Source organism: Dysgonomonas sp. 216 (genome assembly GCF_010501065.1).
GTDB lineage: Bacteria > Bacteroidota > Bacteroidia > Bacteroidales > Dysgonomonadaceae > QVMM01.
The window spans coordinates 330,594-352,358 of sequence record NZ_QVMM01000001.1 but is presented as its reverse complement, the minus strand read 5'-3'; the positions used below and the strand labels follow the sequence as shown (position 1 = coordinate 352,358).

11 protein-coding genes are annotated in these 21,765 nt (G+C 37.4%); 2 read left to right on the top strand and 9 right to left on the bottom strand.

Annotated features, from left to right (window positions below; translation table 11 throughout):
- Positions 1-2 precede the first annotated feature (2 nt).
- The 3 genes from D0T53_RS01625 to D0T53_RS01615 form a co-directional block, all read right to left on the bottom strand.
- On the bottom strand, positions 3-1,991 hold the full coding sequence (locus D0T53_RS01625) for an alpha-galactosidase (RefSeq protein WP_163264394.1): 1,989 nt from the start codon (positions 1,989-1,991) through the stop codon (positions 3-5).
- An 86-nt stretch (positions 1,992-2,077) separates the two neighbouring features.
- Positions 2,078-4,660 (bottom strand): glycoside hydrolase family 2 protein, encoded by a 2,583-nt coding sequence (locus D0T53_RS01620; protein WP_163264392.1) that lies wholly within the window; start codon positions 4,658-4,660, stop codon positions 2,078-2,080.
- Between the two features lie 38 nt (positions 4,661-4,698).
- Entirely contained in the window at positions 4,699-6,903 is a 2,205-nt protein-coding gene (locus D0T53_RS01615) for an alpha-galactosidase (protein ID WP_163264390.1), read from the bottom strand.
- 354 nt (positions 6,904-7,257) lie between these two features.
- Between D0T53_RS01615 and D0T53_RS01610 the strand changes: the two genes are divergently transcribed.
- On the top strand, positions 7,258-11,265 hold the full coding sequence (locus tag D0T53_RS01610) for a two-component regulator propeller domain-containing protein (RefSeq protein WP_163264388.1): 4,008 nt from the start codon (positions 7,258-7,260) through the stop codon (positions 11,263-11,265).
- Between the two features lie 129 nt (positions 11,266-11,394).
- On the opposite strand, the gene D0T53_RS01605 is transcribed toward D0T53_RS01610, so the two are convergent.
- Genes D0T53_RS01605 through D0T53_RS01595 form a run of 3 tightly spaced genes read right to left on the bottom strand, consistent with a single transcriptional unit; the run spans position 11,395 to position 13,690 of the window.
- Positions 11,395-11,871 carry a DUF4405 domain-containing protein gene (locus D0T53_RS01605; protein ID WP_163264386.1) on the bottom strand — a complete coding sequence of 159 codons (477 nt, stop codon included), beginning with the start codon at positions 11,869-11,871 and terminating at the stop codon, positions 11,395-11,397.
- Positions 11,872-11,877: 6 nt separating this feature from the next.
- Positions 11,878-12,675 (bottom strand): inositol monophosphatase family protein, encoded by a 798-nt coding sequence (locus tag D0T53_RS01600; protein WP_163264384.1) that lies wholly within the window; start codon positions 12,673-12,675, stop codon positions 11,878-11,880.
- Positions 12,676-12,685: 10 nt separating this feature from the next.
- The gene (locus tag D0T53_RS01595) at positions 12,686-13,690 is read right to left on the bottom strand and encodes a radical SAM protein (protein WP_163264382.1); all 1,005 of its coding nucleotides are present in this window, start codon (positions 13,688-13,690) and stop codon (positions 12,686-12,688) included.
- An 80-nt stretch (positions 13,691-13,770) separates the two neighbouring features.
- Here D0T53_RS01595 and dprA point away from each other — a divergent pair, with 80 nt between their 5' ends.
- Entirely contained in the window at positions 13,771-14,886 is a 1,116-nt protein-coding gene (gene dprA, locus D0T53_RS01590; protein ID WP_370457770.1) for a DNA-processing protein DprA, read from the top strand.
- 5 nt (positions 14,887-14,891) lie between these two features.
- Here dprA and D0T53_RS01585 read toward each other — a convergent pair whose 3' ends face one another.
- The 3 genes from D0T53_RS01585 to D0T53_RS01575 all read right to left on the bottom strand — a co-directional run bounded on the left by D0T53_RS01585 (position 14,892) and on the right by D0T53_RS01575 (position 21,726).
- A complete protein-coding gene (locus D0T53_RS01585; protein WP_163264378.1) occupies positions 14,892-17,045 on the bottom strand; it encodes an MORN repeat-containing protein in 2,154 nt (717 codons plus the stop codon).
- A gap of 90 nt (positions 17,046-17,135) precedes the next feature.
- Entirely contained in the window at positions 17,136-19,076 is a 1,941-nt protein-coding gene (locus tag D0T53_RS01580; protein ID WP_163264376.1) for an ABC-F family ATP-binding cassette domain-containing protein, read from the bottom strand.
- A 997-nt stretch (positions 19,077-20,073) separates the two neighbouring features.
- Positions 20,074-21,726 carry an AarF/ABC1/UbiB kinase family protein gene (locus tag D0T53_RS01575; protein WP_163264374.1) on the bottom strand — a complete coding sequence of 551 codons (1,653 nt, stop codon included), beginning with the start codon at positions 21,724-21,726 and terminating at the stop codon, positions 20,074-20,076.
- Positions 21,727-21,765 lie beyond the last annotated feature (39 nt).

Genomic DNA, 21,765 nt, shown 5'->3' with positions numbered 1-21,765 from the left:
TTTTACTTTGTTATCTTTATCAATCTTACATCTTTTCCCGGAACCACAAGAGAAGCTTTCAGATCAAGATTCTCACCACTCCAAAGATCTTTTAGCGAATATTTATGCGACGCATCAAGACCAATTCTTTCCAAAGGAACATTTATAACTTTACTTTCCTCTTCGTAATTGAATACTACAAAATAAGTTGTATCGCCGTCTTTACGGATAAACTTATTCTCCGATTTTTCGCCATCACCATCAATTGGACGGAAAGATTCTCCTGTTGCTATTTTATTAATTTCGGCATTTGTAAGGTATGCTACCGATCGTTTTTTACCTTCTTCCAATCCTTCTTTACTGAAATCGTCACCTGCAATATAAAGTCCTGTAATGATAGCCGAAGTAACACGTGCTCTGTTTTCGCCTTCTGTTGCATCTTTCAACACTATGTGGTCAGCATCGTTATACTGATATACTCTGTCTATCCACCAACCATACGAAAGAGCATTCATTGTATATTCCGTATCTTTAATTTTATTCCATGCATCGCAAGCAATACGGCGCGATTGAGCATAATGCGCAGGGAATATCGGAGATATAGACAAATTGAGATACATATCGCCAAAATACTTGTTCAACAACTGCATTCCGTAATTGTAAGCCTGTGTTCCGGTCTGTATATCCTCTTTATACCATTTGTCGCCTTCCATAGCCCCATGCGTCATAAAGTCCATCTTCACATACTCGAAGCCACAACGGCGGAACAATTCCGATGTTTGTTTCATCCTTATCTCTACAGAAGGGTGAGTAGGGTCAATAGCATAAGCACCATCTAAACTTTGAGGTTTGCCATTTGCATATACATATATATCTTTATTTTTATACTCGGGAGCTTCGCCAACAGTTCTTTCCGGATCGCGGCTCCAATCGGTAAACGGTGTCCAGTATATTCCTGCAATTTGTCCGTTTTCCTTACATTTTTTCACGAAAGATTTTAGTTCATCTTCAGAAAAACTATTCCAACCCGAATCTAATCCAACATAAATAGTTCCATCCTGATTCTGGAAATTGTTATTCTGTAAGTGTTCTTTAAAAAAGTCCGAAACTTCCATCGCTTTTGCATAGGTCAGTTTAAACTGTAATACACCCCAGCTATTCCAACCAAAAGGCATTGCTTTATTCCACTCTTTAGGAGGAGCAACAATAGCATTTGCATCGCCATACACTTCCAAACCATTACGCCAGTCATTGAATAAACCGATTAAAACTTTTGGCGATTTTATAGCTTTCCCTACTAATGCACCATGAGGTTTTGAATCGCGGGTTGTAGAATCGGCAACACCACCATAACAAACAAGCGAACCAATGTTATTTTCGTCGCCTTTTTCCATTTTCACACCTGTTTTCCAGTTGTCGTGTTCAATAGAACCTACAACAATACCATTCCGATCGGCATTATTAAATATAGCTGTAACTTCGTAACTTGTTAAGTTATCGAATGTAAGCGGATGCGATTGATATCTAATCCAGCAGTCGTTATCGTAAGGAATAAACAGAGCCCTGTTGCTACCAGCATTTAGCACAGGTTTCATTTTATCGATATTTACCGGAGCCATATAGTTTGACGCTATTTCGTCGTTCGAGCTCAACGAAAAATCTGTTAACACATAATCTTTATCCTGATATACATAAAAGATTTGTGTAAGTGTAGGCAGGCTTTTTTCGGTAAAAATAAATTTGAAAGCCTTACCTTTTCCAAATTCGTCGTTAATATTTTCTTCTTTTATATCAACGTTAGAATAATCTTTAGACGAAACAACTCGCTCACCTAATTTATATGTTGGATATAAATCATTGAACACAAGATTCGAATCTTTAGTTATGTTTATACATTTTTTATCAGTATCGTAATCCAATGCCCACTTTCCCGAAACAAAAGAAGTTTTGTTTCCACAAGAAAACAGCAAAATACCTAACAGTAGTAATGTTACAAATTTGTAATTTTTCATGATTTAAAATTTTCAGTTAGAAATCCTTAAATAAGGACTTTTTTATATTTATACACAAAACATATAAGTAGTATCGTGAGGATGCCTTAATAGGCATCGCTCAACGATATTACTTTTAATTGTTTATTAAATTCATTTTCAGGAAGTGTAGAAGTAACCATAACTGTTACCGATTGGCTTGGCAAAAGGTCAAAATAGTTGTTTTCGAAGAAATTGTCAATTCCTTCAATCGACATAAACGCAGCCCGTGCAAAATTGTCAGACTTCAATGTAACTTCAAAACCTCCCGAAACAGGTTTTACTGTTTTAGTTATATTGGCTTTCGGGAAGTTAATGTCTTTTTGTTGCAATAAGAAATAATTGTTCTTATACTCTTTTCCTTGCGAATCTTTTAACGAAGCATGAACAACAACATCGCTTTTTGAAACACCTCCTAATAATTTAGCAATATCAGACGAGAACACAACTTTACTTGTATTTACCGGTATATTTACCGACATCTTTTTCTCGTTAACAACGGTACCGTCCAATTTCATTACTTTTAAAACAAGCGTACCTTTCGAACCTTTAAGCCTGTCAGAAACAATATAGATATCAAGTTTGTCATCTTCAGCTATCGGAGATACCAAAACATCTTTATATGCTTCGCGGGCAAAATAATGCTGAGCTTTCCATCGTCCATAATAGTCGCGGCTAGCCCACGATGCTACCGGCCAGCAATCGTTATGTTGCCAGAATAAAGTACCCATACAAACAGGCATATCTCTACGATGCGATTCCATAGCTATTTTAATAGCATCGCCCTGTAACACATGGTTCATATACAGGAACGATTCAAAATCTTTCGGTTTTTGATATTCTTTCAATAAATATTCTTCAATAAGTTCGTTTGCATACGATCCGGCACGTTGATGCGCCATCATTACCTCCGAAGTGATAGCCCAATCCTTAGGGTTTGGAGCATATAACTTTATCGATTCAAATTCGGGGAACGATTGGAAGCCATATTCACTGAAAAAACGGCTTTTCTCTTTATTATACTGAGCTATTGGCTGACGTCCATGCCATACACCCCAATAGTGACGGTCTCCATGATTAGGATCATCGGCTTCTCCCGGATATCCGTATGGCGACGAGGCCCTGTAAACAGCCTCGGGTTGATATTCGGTTACCATATCGGGCAATAGTTTATGGAACAAATCGAAATACTGACGCATGATAATCTGAGCATATTCAGGGTTTTGATCGGCATAATTCTTTTTCAAGTTCCAATTATACATGAAATAGTAGGCCTCGTTATTTCCACACCACACTGCTATAGACGGATGATTACGAAGACGTTTGATATTATCGATCGCCTCATATTTTACAGATTCAAGAAATTTTCCTTCAGACGGATAAAAGCTACATGCAAACATAAAATCTTGCCAAACCAATATTCCGTATTTATCGCAGAATTCATAGAAGTTATCATCTTCATATATTCCACCACCCCATACACGCAACATATTCATATTCGCATTTACGGCATCTAATACCGATTTTTCGTGTTTTTTGCGTGTTACACGAGGTAAAAAGTTATCATCGGGAATAAGATTTGCTCCTTTTGCAAAAACAGGCACGCCGTTAAGTTCAAAATAAAGAGGCGAACCTTGTTTATCTTCAGCCGTTACAACCTTTATCGAACGTAAACCTGTTTTTATAGTATGGCTATCCAAAACATTCGACCCAATAGCCACATCGGTCTGAAAGTCATACAAATGAGCTTCGCCCAAGCCGTTCGACCACCAAAGTTTAGGATTATTAACCGTAAAATCAACTACAACTTTGTTAGAACCTTTTTGCAAATCGGCAGTTGTTGTTCCATAAACAGTTCCCGAATTTTTATCTTTCACTGTTACCTTTGCACCACGACTGTCATTATCTGCTAAAATCTCTGTTTCAACCGAAATTACAGCTTTCTTGCTGGTCACATCTTTTTGACGGATAAATACATCTTCCAGTTTCAAATCGCTCCATGCCTCAAGATAGACAGGACGCCATATACCCGAAGTAACTAAACGTGGACCCCAGTCCCAACCATAATGATAACCAGCCTTACGGGCAAAAGGGCTTACCGTTTTATTAAAAATACCTCCGTGATGCGATTGATCGGGGCCCGTTTGATAACGGTATGGATAAGAATCGAACTTAGGTATATCGTTTTTTATGGGCGATATAAAATAAACTTCCAGTTTATTATCCTTAGCTTTAACTTTATCCTTAATATCTATTTTATATTCGCGGAACATATTGTCGCCTTCAAGAATACGTTGCTCATTCAAATATACGTGAACATATGTATCTAACCCCATAAAGTGCAGGCGAATATTGTCTTTTTTAAACATATCGTCACTCACATCAAAATGAGTTTCATACATCCAGTCTTCTTTATCTATCCACTGAACATTTCTTTCATTCATTCTAAAAAACGGGTCCTCAATTATCTCATTTGCCATCAAGTCGGTATGTACTACTCCCGGCACCGTAGCAGGAAACCAATTTTGAGAACTTCCCTGACGAAAACGCCAATCCTCTTTTATTTCCCTTGATAAAGGATTTGCAACAATAATGCCCGTACAAAACAGAGCAAAAACGATAAACGTCGTTTTCCAATAGTTAATTTTCATTTTTTATGATATTTATATTTAAGAGTCAAATATTATAATTATTGTTCAGTTATCAGCAACACTGCACTATCGAACGGATTTCCGATATTCAGATTTACACCTATTTTCATCAGATAGTCGCCCGAAAACACCTTGCCGTTGCCGTTGAACGAACTATGTCCCGAACGGCTATTTATTTCTGTAACCTTATAGTTTTTATCGGGGTTTAAACCCTTTAAACGCGTATCGAAATAAGTTGTACGTCCATGATATTTTAAACTATAAGCAAAAAACACCGATTGTTTTTTATCTTTAGATACATACATATGCGATGCCCATGAATTTACATCGTAAGGTGATACCAAACGATACAAATCGCCAAACTGCACAATAGGGCGTATTTGCTTATATGTTTCTATTGCTTTTTTCGCAAATCCGTGATCGTCGCCTACAATATCTTTAGGTTGTAATTCAAGTCCTAAACGACCTGACATAGCAACATCGAAACGGAATTTAATTGGTATAATCATTCCTGTCTGGTGATTCGGGCTTGTCGACACATGCGAACCTGTTGCTATTGCCGGAAAAAACGTGTTAGTTGCATATTGTATATATATGCGGTCGAGAGCATTGGTGTTGTCGCTAGCCCAAAATTCGTCATGGTATTTTAACGCACCATAATCTAAACGTCCTCCACCTGACGAACACAACTGAATCATCACATCAGGATACTTTGCCCTTATACGATCATATACAGAATAAAGGCCTTTTACGTATTCGTACCAGAAATGAGACTGTTCATTTTTAGCCAGATAATCAGAACCGGCATTATCTACATGCCTGTTTGCATCCCACTTAACATAACTTATATTAGACGACATAGCCAAAACTTCGTCAAAAGTATTAAATACAAAATCCTGAACTTTTGGATTACTTAAATCCAACAACCACTGGTTACGCATTGGTAAAATATCGCGTTTTCCACTTTTTACTATCCACTCGGGATGTTTTTTAGCCAATTCGCTATCAGGATTAACCATTTCCGGCTCTATCCATATCCCGAATTTAAGACCTTTATTTACAGCGTAATCAGCCAGATAATTTATACCTCTGGGCAGTTTCGTTTTATTTACCTGCCAATCTCCCAATCCTGCATTATCGCCATTACGAGGATATTTATTCCCGAACCAACCATCGTCAAGCACAAACATTTCAACACCAAAACCGGCTGCATCGTCCATCATATCGGTTAAGGTTTTTTCGTTGAAACTAAAATACGCACCTTCCCAGCTATTCAATAGTATTGGACGAAGCTCATCGCCATGTGCCAAAGAATATTTACGTGCCCAATCGTGAAAATTACGGGTAATTTGTCCTTTCCCCCGATTGCTATATGTTAATATCATTTCCGGAGTTTCTATTTTTTCGCTAGCTTTTAAATTATACAATGCAGCAAACGGATTCATCCCTCCCAATATATTAAGGCTACCCGTTTCGTCTAACTCGAAAGATAACTTATAATTACCTGACCAAGCCAAACATCCGGCATAAACATCGCCTGAGTCTTCTTGAGCTTTAGCATTTAGCGAAAGTATAAAAGAAGGATTTTCGGATTGAGTAGTCCTCACTCCTTTTTTCGATTCTATAACTTTCACTCCGTGCGTAAGCATTTCTTCTTCCATTTGCATTTCTGCCGCCCAAGTTCCGTTAAAATGAGTAAGGTAATACGATTCGGCATGCAATGGAATATATGCTGACGCTATATTCTCAACCTGAATTCCTTTTTTCTCCTGATGGGTAATGCTAACCGATTGGCTGATTATATTTTCGGCCCGAAATGCAATAAACTTCACATCTACAAAAACAGGATATATTTTATCTTTCAGGCTAATAACTGTTTCTGTTCTGTTCGAGTCCAAAACCTTAGTTTTAGAACCCACATATACAAGATCGGTTGTTAGTACGCCATCTTCGTGTGTTAATTTTAATGCCGGATTCAAGTAATAACGCCCTCCATAGGCTGGGTATAGCTGTGGCACTAATTCGTCATTTGTATCCGGTTGATTTTTAAACCTCCTATCAAGAACAGGTGTTATATTATTAACTTTTTCACCCCAATAATGATACACAATTTTACCATCTGTTTCTGCGGTAAAAATCATAGACAAATCGTTGGTCTCTACCCTAACAATTTCTTTTTCATTACTCAAAACACTCGATAGTGTTAAAAATGAGAACAAAACAGTCGTTAATAGATTTTTCATAAGTTGGAATTTTCAATATTTTATTTACTTTTATTGTCTGAGCAATTATTTATTAAAAGCTGCTTAAGATTTATTCTTGGGCTTTTTGGTTTTCCTCGGTGTCACATGGTATAAATGAAGCGAAGCTATTCGAATGATTAATAATAAATCTTAAACACAAATATATATCCCTTCAATCACCTTATTAAAAAAGCTTGCACCAAATAATAAAACAAGCGTACTATTTTGTGCGTCACATACAAAGCCCGTCGGGCTGTGCGACAATTCTTTTACTTTTTGACACCGATTTCTCTGTCAATATGTTTATATTTGTATTTAGCAGAATTGATTATTTTTTATATAAGCACACCAACCATGAGAATCTTTTGTTTGCTTTTTGGAATTATTTTAAGTTGCTCGTTAGCCTCTGCTGCCGAAGCTGTTAGCAATTTCAATTACTACTTCACTAAAATAGATGGAGAAAAAGGACTTTCCCAGAACAATGTGAAATCTATTATACAGGATAGCTACGGATTTATGTGGTTTGGCACCCGTAACCGCCTGAACCGATACGATGGCACATCTATTAAAGTATACGATTGCTACGACCCAGTGTCTGAACGGGGAAATAACAATATAGCAGTACTTTACGAGCATACCGATAAAAAAATGTGGTTAGGAACCGATATGGGTATCTTTATTTTCGATCCTGTATTAGAAACGTTTACCTCGTTTAACGACAGTACATCCAATAACATATATATTTACGACTGGGTTGCCGACATAAAATCGGATTTAGACAATAACATATGGATTATTATACCCAATCAAGGACTATTCAGATATAACACTATCGAAAAAAAACTACACCACTATGCCATAGGCAGTACGGATTTGCCCGATCAGGGAAATCCTCAATGTATGTGTATTGAACAAAACGGAATGGTTTGGATAGGAACCAATGGTGGTGGAGTATATTTATATGACAAAAAAAATGATTCGTTTGCTCAATATCTGGGCGACCGAAACGGCGATTCGCTTAAAGATGAAAACATATATACAATGTGTGATTATGGCGATGAACTTGTTGTTGGAATACACGAAGGCAGGCTCCGAAAATTAAATAAACGCCGCAACACCCTATCAGATGTTAATGCCCCCGATGTACACTATAAAATAATACGACATCTTATTTGTATTAAAGACGAATTATGGGTTGGAACTCAAGCCGGAGTATACGTTATTAACGAACTGGAAGATAAAGTTAGCCGTATCCATGTCGATTTAATGTCTTCGTTTTCTATTTCGGACAATGTTATCGAGAGAATTTACAAAGACAGAGAAGATGGCATCTGGATAGGAACCAATTTCGGTGGTGTAAACTATTTACCAAAACGGGGAATGGAATTTGAACGCTTTGTACCTCTCAATAATAAAAATTCGATCAGAAGTAAACGTATAAGGGAATTACAGGAGGATAAGGATGGCAATATATGGATTGCAACAGAAGACGCCGGCTTAGATATATATAATCCTAAAACAAATACATTTACTAAAATAGGCAGTGGAGCCGATGGCCCATTGTACAACAACAGCGTTTTAGGCTTTTTGTTAAACGACGATAGAGTGTGGGTAGGATACTTTAAAAACGGGCTTGATGTACTTCAATTACCACAAATGACAACACACCATTATTCGGGAAAAGACCTCAACCTTAACGAATCAAGTATATTCGAAATATGTGAAGGCCGTCACAATCGGATTTGGATAGGCAATGCATGGGGAGTTTATTTAGGAGACAAGAGCCTCAAAAACTTTGTTTTGCAAGATCAGTTCGGACTTAGCTTTATTTATGACATAATGGAAGATTCGGAAGGCAATATATGGGCTGCAACCATGGGGAATGGTGTATTCAAATATAATCCGAAAGCAGACCAAATAGAACACTACCTTAACGACCCGAAAAACCCAAAATCTTTAAGTTCGAATTCGGCAACCGATATTACAGAAACCAGCACAGGTGAAATATGGTTTTCGACCGACAGGGGAGGTATATGCCGATATAACAAATCGCAAGATAATTTTACAACATACTCAGTAGCCAACGGGCTACCCGACGATGTAGCCTATAAAATACTAGAAGATAAATCACGAAGTTTGTGGTTTGGGACAAACAACGGATTAGTCAGGTTTAACCCGCTTAACGAAAGTGTAAGAGTATTCACTAAAAACGACGGATTACCCAGTAACCAGTTCAATTATAAATCGGCACTAGTTTCCAGTTCAGGCAAGCTTTATATTGGAGGCTTGGAGGGAATGATTGCTTTTAATCCAGACCAATTTAAAGAGAATACCTTCATACCGCCCGTATACATTACTAAACTTACAATATTTAACAAAGAAGTAAGACTGACAACCCCCGAATCTCCTCTGTCTAAAAGCATTATTCATACTGATAAAATTACACTCGATCATACCCAATCGAATATTGGTTTCGATTTTGTTGCCTTAAGCTATGTTGCTTCGTCGGCAAACAAATATGCATATAAAATGGAGAATATAGACGAAGATTGGACATACACAACCAATAACCACACTGCATCGTATGCAAAGCTCCCTCCGGGAAAATACACATTCAAGGTAAAAGGCAGTAATAACGATGGTGTATGGAACGAAGCCGGAACATCTATCGAAATAACAATATTACCACCTTGGTGGCAATCCAACCTAGCTATAACAATCTACCTGTTCATGGCTATTTTTGCTGTTTATTATTATGCTTACTGGTACAAAAAAAGAACAGACAAAAGCCATAGCGAGAAACAAAAACTATTCGAAATAGAAAAGGAAAAAGAACTTTACAGTTCTAAAGTTGAGTTCTTTACAAATATCGCACACGAAATACGCACCCCGATAACATTGATTAACGGCCCTTTAGAGTCGATGCAGGAAATGGAAATTAACGATCCGGAGATAAAGAAAAATCTCAATATAATGAGTAAAAATACCTCTTCGCTACTAAGTTTAGTCAATCAGTTATTAGATTTCAGAAAGGTAGACAGCAATAATTTTCTCCTTAATTTATCTATTATCGATATATCCGAATTTGTTAGTAATATATATAACCAATTCGAACAGGCTGCAATACATCAAGATAAAGAGATTAAACTAACATTGCCTCAATCAAAAATATTTGCTCCGGTTGACACTGAGGCCTTCACTAAAATACTGAACAACTTGTTTTCTAACGCATTGCGTTATTCAAACAAACACATAGATGTGGAACTATTTATACATAATTCGCATTTTATTATCAGATTTACAAACGATGGAGAATTGATACCCAAAGAATTGGGCGAGAAAATATTCGATCCATTTTATCAGGTCAACAAAACAAGAAATGCAAACTCCAGTTCGGGTATCGGGCTGTCTTTAGCCTTATCGCTAACCAAACTACACGATGGAGAATTGTATTTTAGAGAAAAAGACAGCCTCAACGAATTCATTCTGGAGCTACCGTTAGAAAATAAAAAGGCCGGAAAAATTGAGGAAAACGATGAAGACGAAAACTACATATTAAAAGAATCTGAAATCGAATCCGAAAGTAAAACGAAAAAATCGAATGCCGATACAATACTTATTGTTGAAGACAATATTGAAATGCAAACATTTATAGCCGATAAGCTTAACGAGCAATATAATATTGAAAAAGCAACAAACGGAGTTGATGCATTAAAAATACTGGAAAAAAATAGTATCGGCCTAGTATTGACTGATATAATGATGCCCGAAATGGATGGCTTTGAACTGTGTAAAAACATCAAATCGAACTTAGAGTACAGTCATATTCCGGTTGTATTGCTTACAGCTAAAAACGATTTAAACAGCAAAATACATGGTTTAGAAATGGGAGCTGATGCTTATGTAGAAAAGCCATTCTCGCTAAATCATCTGCAAACTCAATTAACAACATTATTGAGTAACCGCCGACGCGAAAAAGAAGCCTTTATGAGAAAGCCATTCATTCCGATACAACATATGGGCATGAACAAAGCTGACGAGCAGTTTATGGAGAAAGTAATAAACACGATTCAGGAAAATATAACCGATTCTAATTTTAATGTCGAAAAGTTAGCAGAAAGTGTTTTTATGAGCCGGTCGAGTTTGCATCGCAAAATAAAAGCATTGACAGAATTAGCACCCACCGACTTTATTCGTCTGATACGTCTGAAAAAAGCAGCCGAACTTATTCAGAGTGGAGAATACAGGGTTGGTGAGGTATGTTATCTGGTGGGGATTAATTCTTCGTCCTACTTCATAAAACTATTCCAAAAACAGTTTGGAATGACTCCTAAAGAATTTGAAAAGCAACATAACGCATAAAACGCAACCAACCGTAAATGTATTTGCCGAAGATAAAATACACTTGCGGTTGGCTTAAAACATATCTTTTTCGAGTATATAATTAATTAGTAACGATATAAGTATATAAATGAACTGTGCCCATTCGCACTATTCAATAATTAATTCTATTATATCTTTAACCGATTTTTTATTATTCAACCCAATATCTTTTATAGTTTTCGAGTTGCCAATAACAATATCATTTTCATTAAGTATTTTCTCCACTTCATCATAATCGAGTTTCAAAATACTAAAGCTTTCCGAAATCGGAGCTTCCGCAAGTTTTTCCATCACAATTTGTTCGTGGTTGGGGTGTAACTTTCCTGCTAAAACAAATGCTGTTGAAAACAGTAATATAACGATGCCCGAAATAATAAACACTTTATTTTTAAAATGGCTTTTAAGGCTTTTCCAATTAAGAATTACATGAAAAATGGAAAACAAAACAAATACCGCCCCCAATAATTCGTGAACCACCTTTGTGTAATCGTCAAAAATATGAAAAAGCATAAGCATGCCCGAAATAGCGACAACCACAAATAAAAACGTTAAATATGGAGTAATAACTTTTCGTTCTAACTTCATAATATTTTATTTTAAATCGGAGACCAAAGGTTTTAACAAATCGACCAAATACGTATGGAAGTGCCCATTACTGGCAATCAGATTATGTTCGCCCCATTTAAGATTTCCTCCCGAGAGGTTAGTTACTGTACCGCCTGCCTCTTCTACAATTAACACACCCGCCGAGTAGTCCCATGTTTTCAGGTAAGCCTCTAACCATGCTCCATATCTGCCACAAGCAACATAACAAAGCGACATTGCCGCCGAGCCATTAATACGCAGACTACTGGCCTTACCATATAAATCATTTATCAGGTGGATAAGAGCCGGCTTAAACGACACATTATAAGGCAATTCCAACCCTATCAGAGATTTACCCATATCTTTTATATCGGAAACCTTGATTTGTTTACCATCTAAATACGCCCCTCCTCCTTTATATGCCGAAAAACACTCTTTACGGCAAACCTCATAAACAACGCCTATAAGCAGTTCTTCTTTATTCTTTAGTGCAATACTAACGCAATATGGAGCAAAATCGTTTATAAAATTTGTTGTTCCGTCCAATGGATCAATAACCCAGCAGTATTCTTCATCGTTAAATACACCAAATCCCTCTTCGGTTACAAACCCTGCCTGTGGCAGCAATGCCGACAATTCGTCAAGCAAAAGTTTTTCGGTTTGTTGATCCACATACGAAACATAATCATGTTCCTGCTTTTCTTCAATTTTATCTGCGTCAAAATTCAAACGCTGTTCTTCTAAATACTTTCCGGCTTTTACAGCTACTTCGCAGACCTGATCGGTCAGTTTTTTTAGTTCCATTATGCTATTGTTAGTTTATTTCGTAATTAAGATGTTTGCTATATTCGTCTAGTTTTTCTGTACTTTTAAAAATCATCTTAAAAATTTGTTTAGCTAAACCAGTACGTTTACTATAAGTAGCAAATGTATCCGATTCTTTATTAAAATCCGATTTCCAATAAAATTCGGGAGAAACATAGCAATATGCCAAAGCTGATATTATAGAACTACCTTTTGTTTGTTTTGGCGACATTACTTGCTGCATAGACGGAGCCAAACAGGTTATATTCCGAGAAATAGCTTCTTGCTTTACTTTGTCAATAACATCGTCATACCTGTCAACAAGAGCCGAACGGTCGTAATTATTATACTCGGCATCCCCTATATTCTCAATAGGGCGCAATTGCAGTATATCTATATTAATATCTCCGAATACATTGAACAGATTATTCAAATCTTCCAGATTTTTTTCATTTATAGTATAGTTTATCCTCAGTTTAAAATTATATTTTCTTTTTGCTTCCGATATTAGGTTTAACACACGGCAAAAGGTGTCGTAATCGGCATTGGTCATAAAATACTCATATATATCCTTTGTAACCCCATGCATCGATATTGTAAATTCATCAAGCCCGGCTTCAAGATAGCTTTTCACTAATTCCTCTGTCAATAAATTGGCATTGGTTGTTATCGATACATACGGAACCTTTTGTTTTTTAGCCTCTTTTATTATATCTGGAACAGCCTTATACAAGGTAGGTTCGGCACCGCAACCTATTTGCACCTTCACGGCTCGGCTAAAAAAGGCCTCGCTAACATGTTTTACCTGCTGGGCAGTCATTATTCCTTTCAGTTCCTTACGCTTCTTCTCATCGCTGAAATAGCACATCTTGCATCGAAGATTACACGCTAAAACCGGATCGAAGAACACCCCGATATATCGCCTTCCTGTAACATGCATTGCCCACAATGCCAAAAGCTTTAACCTGACATTATCTATCTGGTTAAACTTCTTCATATATCTATATATATCCATAAAACGCCCTATTTAGTATTCAAAGATAATTATAATAAGTCCGAAATTTCGTTTTTATTTTCCAAAAATCTATATTTGCTATAATGAACCAACAATCGCAGTTATTCTATCAGATAGCCCTCACTCAAATAAAAGGAGTGGGCGACATTATAGCCCGTAACCTTCTTGATATAATGGGCAGTGAAGAAGCAGTTTTTAAATCGGGGCGTAAAGCCTTGATGGCTATACACAATATATCGGCTAAAATAGTTGATGCCATTCTCGATCCCGAAGTCTTTCGCTTGGCAGAAAAAGAAATGAAGTTTGTGGAGAAAAACAAACTAAAAACATACTTTATAAAAGACAACAACTATCCTTTACGCTTAAAAGACTGCACCGATGCCCCTATCTTACTCTATTACAAAGGAAATGCGGATTTAAATAACCAGAAAATAGTGAGCATAGTCGGTACACGTAAATCGACAAACTACGGTAACAGTTTTTGCGAAACTTTTTTACAAGATTTAGCATTAAAACATCCTGATGTATTAATTGTTAGCGGCTTAGCTTATGGAATTGATATACAAGCCCACAGATCGGCACTAAAAGCAGGGCTTCCCACAGTAGGTGTGCTTGCTCACGGGCTCGACAGAATATATCCGTCTGTTCATCGGAAAACAGCCGTAGATATGCTTGAACAAGGTGGATTGTTAACCGAATTCCCCAGCAATACCGAACCCGACAAGCACAACTTTGTTCGGCGTAACCGTATTGTTGCCGGAATGGCCGATGCTGTTATAGTTGTTGAATCGGATATGAAAGGAGGTTCACTAATCACAGCCGACATTGCCAACTCATATAACAAGCAGATATTCTCCTTGCCGGGACGAATTTCCGACCCTTATTCGCGAGGCTGCAATAAATTGATACTAGACAATAAAGCGGGAGTTATTTTATCGGCCGATGATTTTATGGATAATATGAATTGGAGCAACACCACAACCAAAACAGTACCGAAACAGAAAGAATTATTCCTTAACTTAACCGAAGAACAACAGAAAATATATGATGTTCTGCAACAATCCGACTCAACACATGTGAACCTATTATCGGTCGAAACAGAAATCCCTGTTTCTCAACTGTTTTTTATTCTGTTGGAAATGGAAATGGCGGGGCTCATAAAACCTCAACCCGGAGGGATGTACCAGTTAATTTGAATCGGCTATTTTACCAGATTTTGTAAGACTCCATTACTCCATACACCTTTCTGGGCTTTACCATTTTTATGATAATAAATGCCATTACCATGAAATTTCAGGTCAACAAACGAGCCTTCGAATCGCCAGCCTTCCCTTGAGTAATAAATACCCTGACCTGTTCCTTTTCCGTTTATCCAGTTTCCGGTATATTTATTTCCGTTAGCCCACTCATAAGTACCTTTTCCATGGCGCTGGTTATACTCGTTTACATAACCCGAATATCTGTTCCCGTTTCCGTATACTTCTACCGTATACCCCGGTTCTCGTCTCTGTGGAGGCTCTTGTTTTGGAGGCAATGATGAATTTACTGCAGGTTTCGGCTGAGAATTAGATTGTGTTTCAGGGCGAACAGCTGGTCGAGGCGTTTTTACATTTTTGGGGGGCACTTCCCTATTCGGAGACGTTACTGCTGTACGAGTTGAGCTACTGCTACTTTTACTCTCAATATCTTGTATCTCTGTTTTCTTTGTTTCCTGTTGTTTTGCAACAGGTAGCGAAGTATTGGTTCCATCTTTGGCAAACAACCAGCGTTCGCCCTTATGTTGCATTTCGATGAATATGTCGTTATCAACCAGATAAACATCTGCATCTCCTGCCGATTCGAAATTTATAGCAAGCGAAAGCGAGTCTAAATAAAAATCGTTGCGCAGTTGCCTTGGTACCACAAGCTGATATTTTCCTTCAACAAGGCGGTCGGGAACAATTGAAGCCTGATGCTTCAGTTCTGTATAATTAGATTTATACACAGTTGCCACATAGTTGCCGGTTATTAACGAAGCACCTAGAGGAGCTGATACTTTCTCGGCACGGATTTTAGCTTCCTCGTCGAACTTATACCTGTGAAAAAAATAACTTCCGCCTAACCCCAACATGCAAAATATCGGAACCAGAATTAAAATAGATAACGATTGTTTCCAATGCCCGTAACTATGGAGCTTTTTAGCAATGTAAAAATATGTAACTGCATTACTTATAACAAACGGTGTTAAAATAGCAATAAACATATATATCATTGTTACAGGCATAAATAAAATAGCAAATAAGCCTACCGTTCCCACAAACTGCCCCAATGCTTCGGATGTATTCTGAATATCAGATTCTTCTTCCGTTTTATTTGCCACCCGAATCAGTTCCTTTGTCATTAGTTTCAGCACACTGCGTATTACATACAAACTAATAAACAAAAGGCCTAACCAAAAACTCGACTGCATTTCGTAGGTCAGATATACCTTGTCGAGATAGCCTACATTGCCTAAATTATAGGCAGAAATACTAAGCATGTTTTCCATGCTGGGTACTCCTACAAAAAATATAGCCGAGGTTATTACAGTTATTAAGAGCGGGTTTATTATAAAAAAGTTAACCAAAACGTATGCGCCGGCCTTAGTTTGTTCGTTCTTTATTTTACGGTAAAAGAAAGTCCTGACGCTCATTTTTATTATTACAACTAAAATAGCCACAACCAACAATGTCCATTGTAACGACCCGATAAGTTTTAAAAGGCTATATGCTATTATAGTCGGTATTTTGAAAAACAGTTTAAAAGTCCATTTATCTTTGGGCGTAACCGACGACGTAAAAAACTTATTGATATATGTTTCTATATCCGATATTTGTGTATTATTAAACCCTTGTGCTTTTTTATGATGAAGACTTCTTATTCCCAAATCGAACATACGAATGGTTACATAATCGAGTCCCTTGTCCGACACTTGTTGCTGTGTTTCGTAATATTCTTTTCCGGGGCACAAGCCATTTGTTCGTGCTGCAAGCGAATAGTAACTTCCCAGTCTCATTTGCACCAACTGTGGGTTTCGGCTAACTATAATCAGCATACCCATATCGTCAAACCCATCAATCAGGTCTGTATAATGTTCGAATATGCTATCAGTAAACGATATTAGCTGTTTCTCGTTAACGGACTCAGTAGTATATATTACAGGAATAATATTGTCCGGACATTGATACTTAGAAAGGTATATTTTAGTATTTTGCTTCAGTATACTATTGCCATCCTCTATTTTTACCTGAAAATTCACAGGGTCGCCCTCTCCGCAAGAAGATAATGCGAATAGAACCACCAAAGAAATAATAATTAAGTTAATGTATTTCCTCATAGTACGTTATGCTACACACGATTGTTAAAAACTCAAACAATATGCAAATATAACGTAAAATACAATAAAAACAAGCGTTTATACACGAACCTACATCGTATTCTGCAATCCTTCCAGTTCGGACGAAAGTTCTTCCCAACGGATCATTTCATGTTCCAATTGTTTTTTAATACTGCCATGTTTTTCATATAACGCTGTATCGGACACATTTTCGGGCTTTGCAAGAAGAGTTTCTATTTCTGCTACCTCCTGTTCCATTTTTTCGATATTCAATTCGGCCTCAGCTACTTGTTTTTCCACACGTTTTATAATGCGCGACCTTTCTTTACGCTCTTCGTACGAAAGTTTATTATCCGAAACCGTTTCTTCTACCTGTATATTAGCCTTAGTTTCAACCTGCTTTAGTTCCAATTCGTGAAGGCTATCCATTTTTTTCCGTTCAAGAAATTCATAAATCCCTCCAAGATGTTCTTTTACGCGTCCGCCACCAAACTCGTATACTTTATCGACCAATCCGTCAAGAAACTCACGATCGTGCGACACAACAATTACAGTACCATCAAAATCTTTAATAGCATCTTTCAGTACGTCTTTCGATTTCATATCCAAATGGTTGGTAGGCTCATCCAGAATTAATAAATTAACAGGTTCGAGCAACAAGCGGATCATTGCTAAGCGGCTACGTTCTCCACCCGACAATACTTTCACTTTCTTATCCGAAGCTTCACCTCCAAACATAAATGCTCCTAATATATCGCGTATTTTTGTACGTATGTCTCCTGTAGCTACATAATCGATAGTTTCGAACACTGTTCGTTCTCCATCAAGAAGTTGGGCTTGGTTTTGAGCAAAATACCCTATTTTTACATTATGCCCGAGTACGAGTTTTCCGTCGAACGAAATTTCGTCCATAATACATTTTACCAAAGTAGACTTTCCTTCGCCGTTTTTTCCGACAAATGCAACTTTATCGCCCCTGTTTATTGTAAAAGTAACATCAGAAAACACAAGATGATCGCCGTAACTTTTTGCAAGGTTTTCCACTATCACTGGGTAAGAACCTGAACGTGGAGCAGGCGGAAATTTAAGATTCAGAGATGAATTATCTTCCTCATCAACTTCAATCCGATCAATTTTCTCAAGTTGCTTTATACGCGACTGCACTTGCACTGCCTTTGTGGCTTTATAACGAAACCTTTCGATAAAATCTTCCGTATCCTGAATTTGCTTTTGCTGATTCTCGTATGCCCTGAGTTGCTGTTCGCGCCGTTCTTTTCTTAATTCGACGTATTTCGAATAACTCACTTTATAATCGTAAATCCGCCCGAGCGAAATTTCTATTGTCCGCTGTGTTACTGCATCAAGAAACGCCCTGTCGTGCGACACAAGCACCACTGCATTAGCCCGTGTAGATAAAAAACTTTCGAGCCATTGTATCGATTCAATATCGAGGTGGTTGGTAGGCTCGTCCAACAGAAGTACATCGGGCCGTTTAAGCAATAGTTTCGCCAACTCGATACGCATACGCCAGCCACCACTAAATTCGCTGGTTTGCCTTGCAAAGTCTGAACGTTTAAAACCAAGACCGAATAATGTTTTTTCAACCTCTGCCAGAAAATTACCGCCTCCCGACATCATATATTGTTCATTCAGATAAGAAGACTTTTCAATCAGATCATGATACTCTGCCGATTCATAGTCGGTTCGTTCCAACAATTGCCGATTAATTAATTCCAGATCCTTCTCTAACTTTTGCACATGATCGAACGCCAGAGAAGCCTCTTCCATTACTGTATTACCATCAACCAATTGCATTTGTTGCGGCAGATACCCAATAGTTAAATCTTTGGGCATCGATATTCCACCTTTTGTAGGTTCTTGTAAACCTGCAAATATTTTGAGCATCGTAGATTTGCCCGCCCCATTTTTTCCGACAAGAGCTATTCTATCTTTTTTATTAACAACAAACGATATATCTTCGAAGAGAGCCCGTCCTCCAAACTCTACTGTCAACTTATCAACTGAAATCACTTTTATCTATTTATTTTATCCGGATAGCTTTTCTTTCGACCCGAAATTACAATTATTAGCCAACGAAATTAGCGAATTAAACAACAAATAAGAAAATATCAACTCACATTATTTGTTTAATCGTCCGAACTTACTTTTTTTTACATGAAATAAGATTCTTGTTTATCTATATAATATGGGATAGTTACAAACAAACCTTACAACGTTCTTTTATACAGTAAAGTCAATACGAATAAGAAAAACTATTGATTTGAAAAAACAACGAAATGTGTAAGAATTGTCAGGTTCTTTGCTATTGTATACTTTTATTACATTGTAGAGGGTACATAATTCTACATTAATAGAATAATTGTTCTTTAAAATTATACTTATTAATTTACTGCCGCTACTGCGCGTGATCGAAGATCACTTGCATTCCTTTTGCCCTATGCCGCAAAAGGAATCAAAAAGGCATTTTGCAGCTATACCTTCTTTGGGACAGCATTGCAGCCGTAAAGGCTAAATTAAAAATAACTCGCAGCTAAAGCTGCTCAAACAGCTTTTAATTTTTAACGCCTTTGCCGCCTGCATGCCTTGTCCGTCGAAGCTAAGGCCGCTCTCAGAAAATGCTTCGCAAAAAGGACCGACCTCGCCGTATGTGCGGGGTTCCCGCTTAGCGAAGTGAACGCCCGGAACAAAAAGCTGTTTGAGCATAGCCTGACTTAAAAGTCTGCACAATCTTTTGTGCGAGTTATTTTTTGTTCAGTGAACAAGCTAAATGGCGGGTCGCACAGCAGGCGCAGTCTTGATTTTTTGGTTCGTTTTGCATCAAGGCAAAATGAACGAAGGCAAGCATCGATAAGATGCGCGACAGTAAATAAGTATAATTTTAAAGAACAATAAATCTGTCAGATGTGTCAGGTTTTTAAATAAACACGCATCAGACATATTACAGCCCTATACTTATTCTACATTAATAGAACGCTTTTATTTGTAGTTAATCAATCTGTAAGGTAAGTTACTTATTTCTTATGACGGCAATTATTAATATAATAGCTAGTATTCCCGCAAATAAAAAGCCAAAATAGCCAATAATAGGCACTCCGAATAAAATTGGAGGCACATTTGCCAAAACCAATATTGCAGAACCTACCCCTAACGACGAAGCCAACATTGCAACAACTAAACGGTTCATCGAATTTTTGAGTCCCTCCATTCCGTTCAGTGTATGTGTCATTTTTATTTCATCGTTGTTCATTTTTTGTATCAACGAATGAATATCGTCAGGTAATTCCTCAAAACGATCGCCCCATGCATACAACTTATTAAACACCCGTTTTGCAATGTAACGAGGATCCATCCGCTGGCGGATAAGCTTTTTCACATAAGGTTCTATATTTTGTATTACATTGGTATCTAAACCCAGTTCCAAGCCTATACCCTCTAATAATATTATTCCTCTGGCAAGTAAGTATATATATTCGGGCAACATTATGCTATTCTCGTTCAACATCCGATTAAAACGTCTTACCAAATCGGCCAAATCCAGCTCTTTTATTGTATCGGCATGAATAATATCCAAAAAATCATACAATTCCCTCTCAAAACGGTTTTCGTTAGGGATACTGCATTTTACAGCAATACGTTTTATAACCTTTATTAGCCGTTGTGTATCTTTTTGTAGAGCATGAATAACAAAGCGGCCCAGATAATCCATATCCTTCGGAAGCATTTTACCCACCATTCCAAAATCCAGAAATACAATACGCCCGTCTGTCAAAACAAAGAGATTACCCGAATGGGGATCGGCATGAAAAAAACCATGATCGATAATCTGCTTCATGTAGCAGTCAACAGCTTTAGCTGCAATATCCTTCAGTTCCAGACCTTCATTTATCAATGCTTCTTTGTCCGATATTTTTATGCCATCGACGTGCTCCATGCAAAGGATATTCGTATTCGAAAACTCTTTATATGTTACCGGAACATATATTGTTTTGTCGTTGGCAAAGTTTCGTCTGAACCGCTCCATATTGCTCAACTCCAAAGTAAACGACAATTCGGAATACAAAGCTTGCTCAAATGTTCTGACAATATTAAGCAGGTTTATTTTACGGGCAGCATCGTAATACTCTTCCAATAAATAAGCAAAGTCCTTTATTATCAGAATATCGGCTTCTATAATATCGCGTACCCCTTTTCTCTTTATTTTAAGAACAACTTTTTGCCCGTTTTCTTTTAATATTGCCGTATATACTTGCGAAAGCGAAGCCGCTGCAATAGGCTTTTCACTTATATCTTCGAAAAAAGCCGAAGGTTCTATGTCCAGTTCCTCTTTCAGAAAAGCGTATACATCTATATCAACAGATTGTACCCTGTCCTGTAGTTTTTGAAGCTCGCAAACCAATTCCTCGGGGAGAATATCGCTTCGGTTACTCAGCAACTGCCCAAGCTTCACATACGCAGGCCCCAATTCTTCGAGCACCATCCGTATACGTTCATACAAAGTGAGGGAAAAAACTTCTTTCCGCTTTTCGTTAGCCTCAATATAACTATCAGGGATAAGATTCTTTATTCCGGTTTGGGTAACAAGTGTTTCGAAGCCATACTTCGAAAGTATGCTGACCAATTTAGCCGTCCGTTTTATTTTCTTCAAATTATCTATATACATAGTTATATGAGTTACAGGGTAAACACAGTTCAAATAAAC

Bases quoted from the DNA above. Each gene is read 5' to 3' on its own strand.
- D0T53_RS01625 (WP_163264394.1), bottom strand. From the start codon at position 1,991: ATGAAAAATTACAAATTTGTAACATTACTACTGTTAGGTATTTTGCTG.
- D0T53_RS01620 (WP_163264392.1), bottom strand. From the start codon at position 4,660: ATGAAAATTAACTATTGGAAAACGACGTTTATCGTTTTTGCTCTGTTT.
- D0T53_RS01615 (WP_163264390.1), bottom strand. From the start codon at position 6,903: ATGAAAAATCTATTAACGACTGTTTTGTTCTCATTTTTAACACTATCG.
- D0T53_RS01610 (WP_163264388.1), top strand. From the start codon at position 7,258: ATGAGAATCTTTTGTTTGCTTTTTGGAATTATTTTAAGTTGCTCGTTA.
- D0T53_RS01605 (WP_163264386.1), bottom strand. From the start codon at position 11,871: ATGAAGTTAGAACGAAAAGTTATTACTCCATATTTAACGTTTTTATTT.
- D0T53_RS01600 (WP_163264384.1), bottom strand. From the start codon at position 12,675: ATGGAACTAAAAAAACTGACCGATCAGGTCTGCGAAGTAGCTGTAAAA.
- D0T53_RS01595 (WP_163264382.1), bottom strand. From the start codon at position 13,690: ATGGATATATATAGATATATGAAGAAGTTTAACCAGATAGATAATGTC.
- D0T53_RS01585 (WP_163264378.1), bottom strand. From the start codon at position 17,045: ATGAGGAAATACATTAACTTAATTATTATTTCTTTGGTGGTTCTATTC.
- D0T53_RS01575 (WP_163264374.1), bottom strand. From the start codon at position 21,726: ATGTATATAGATAATTTGAAGAAAATAAAACGGACGGCTAAATTGGTC.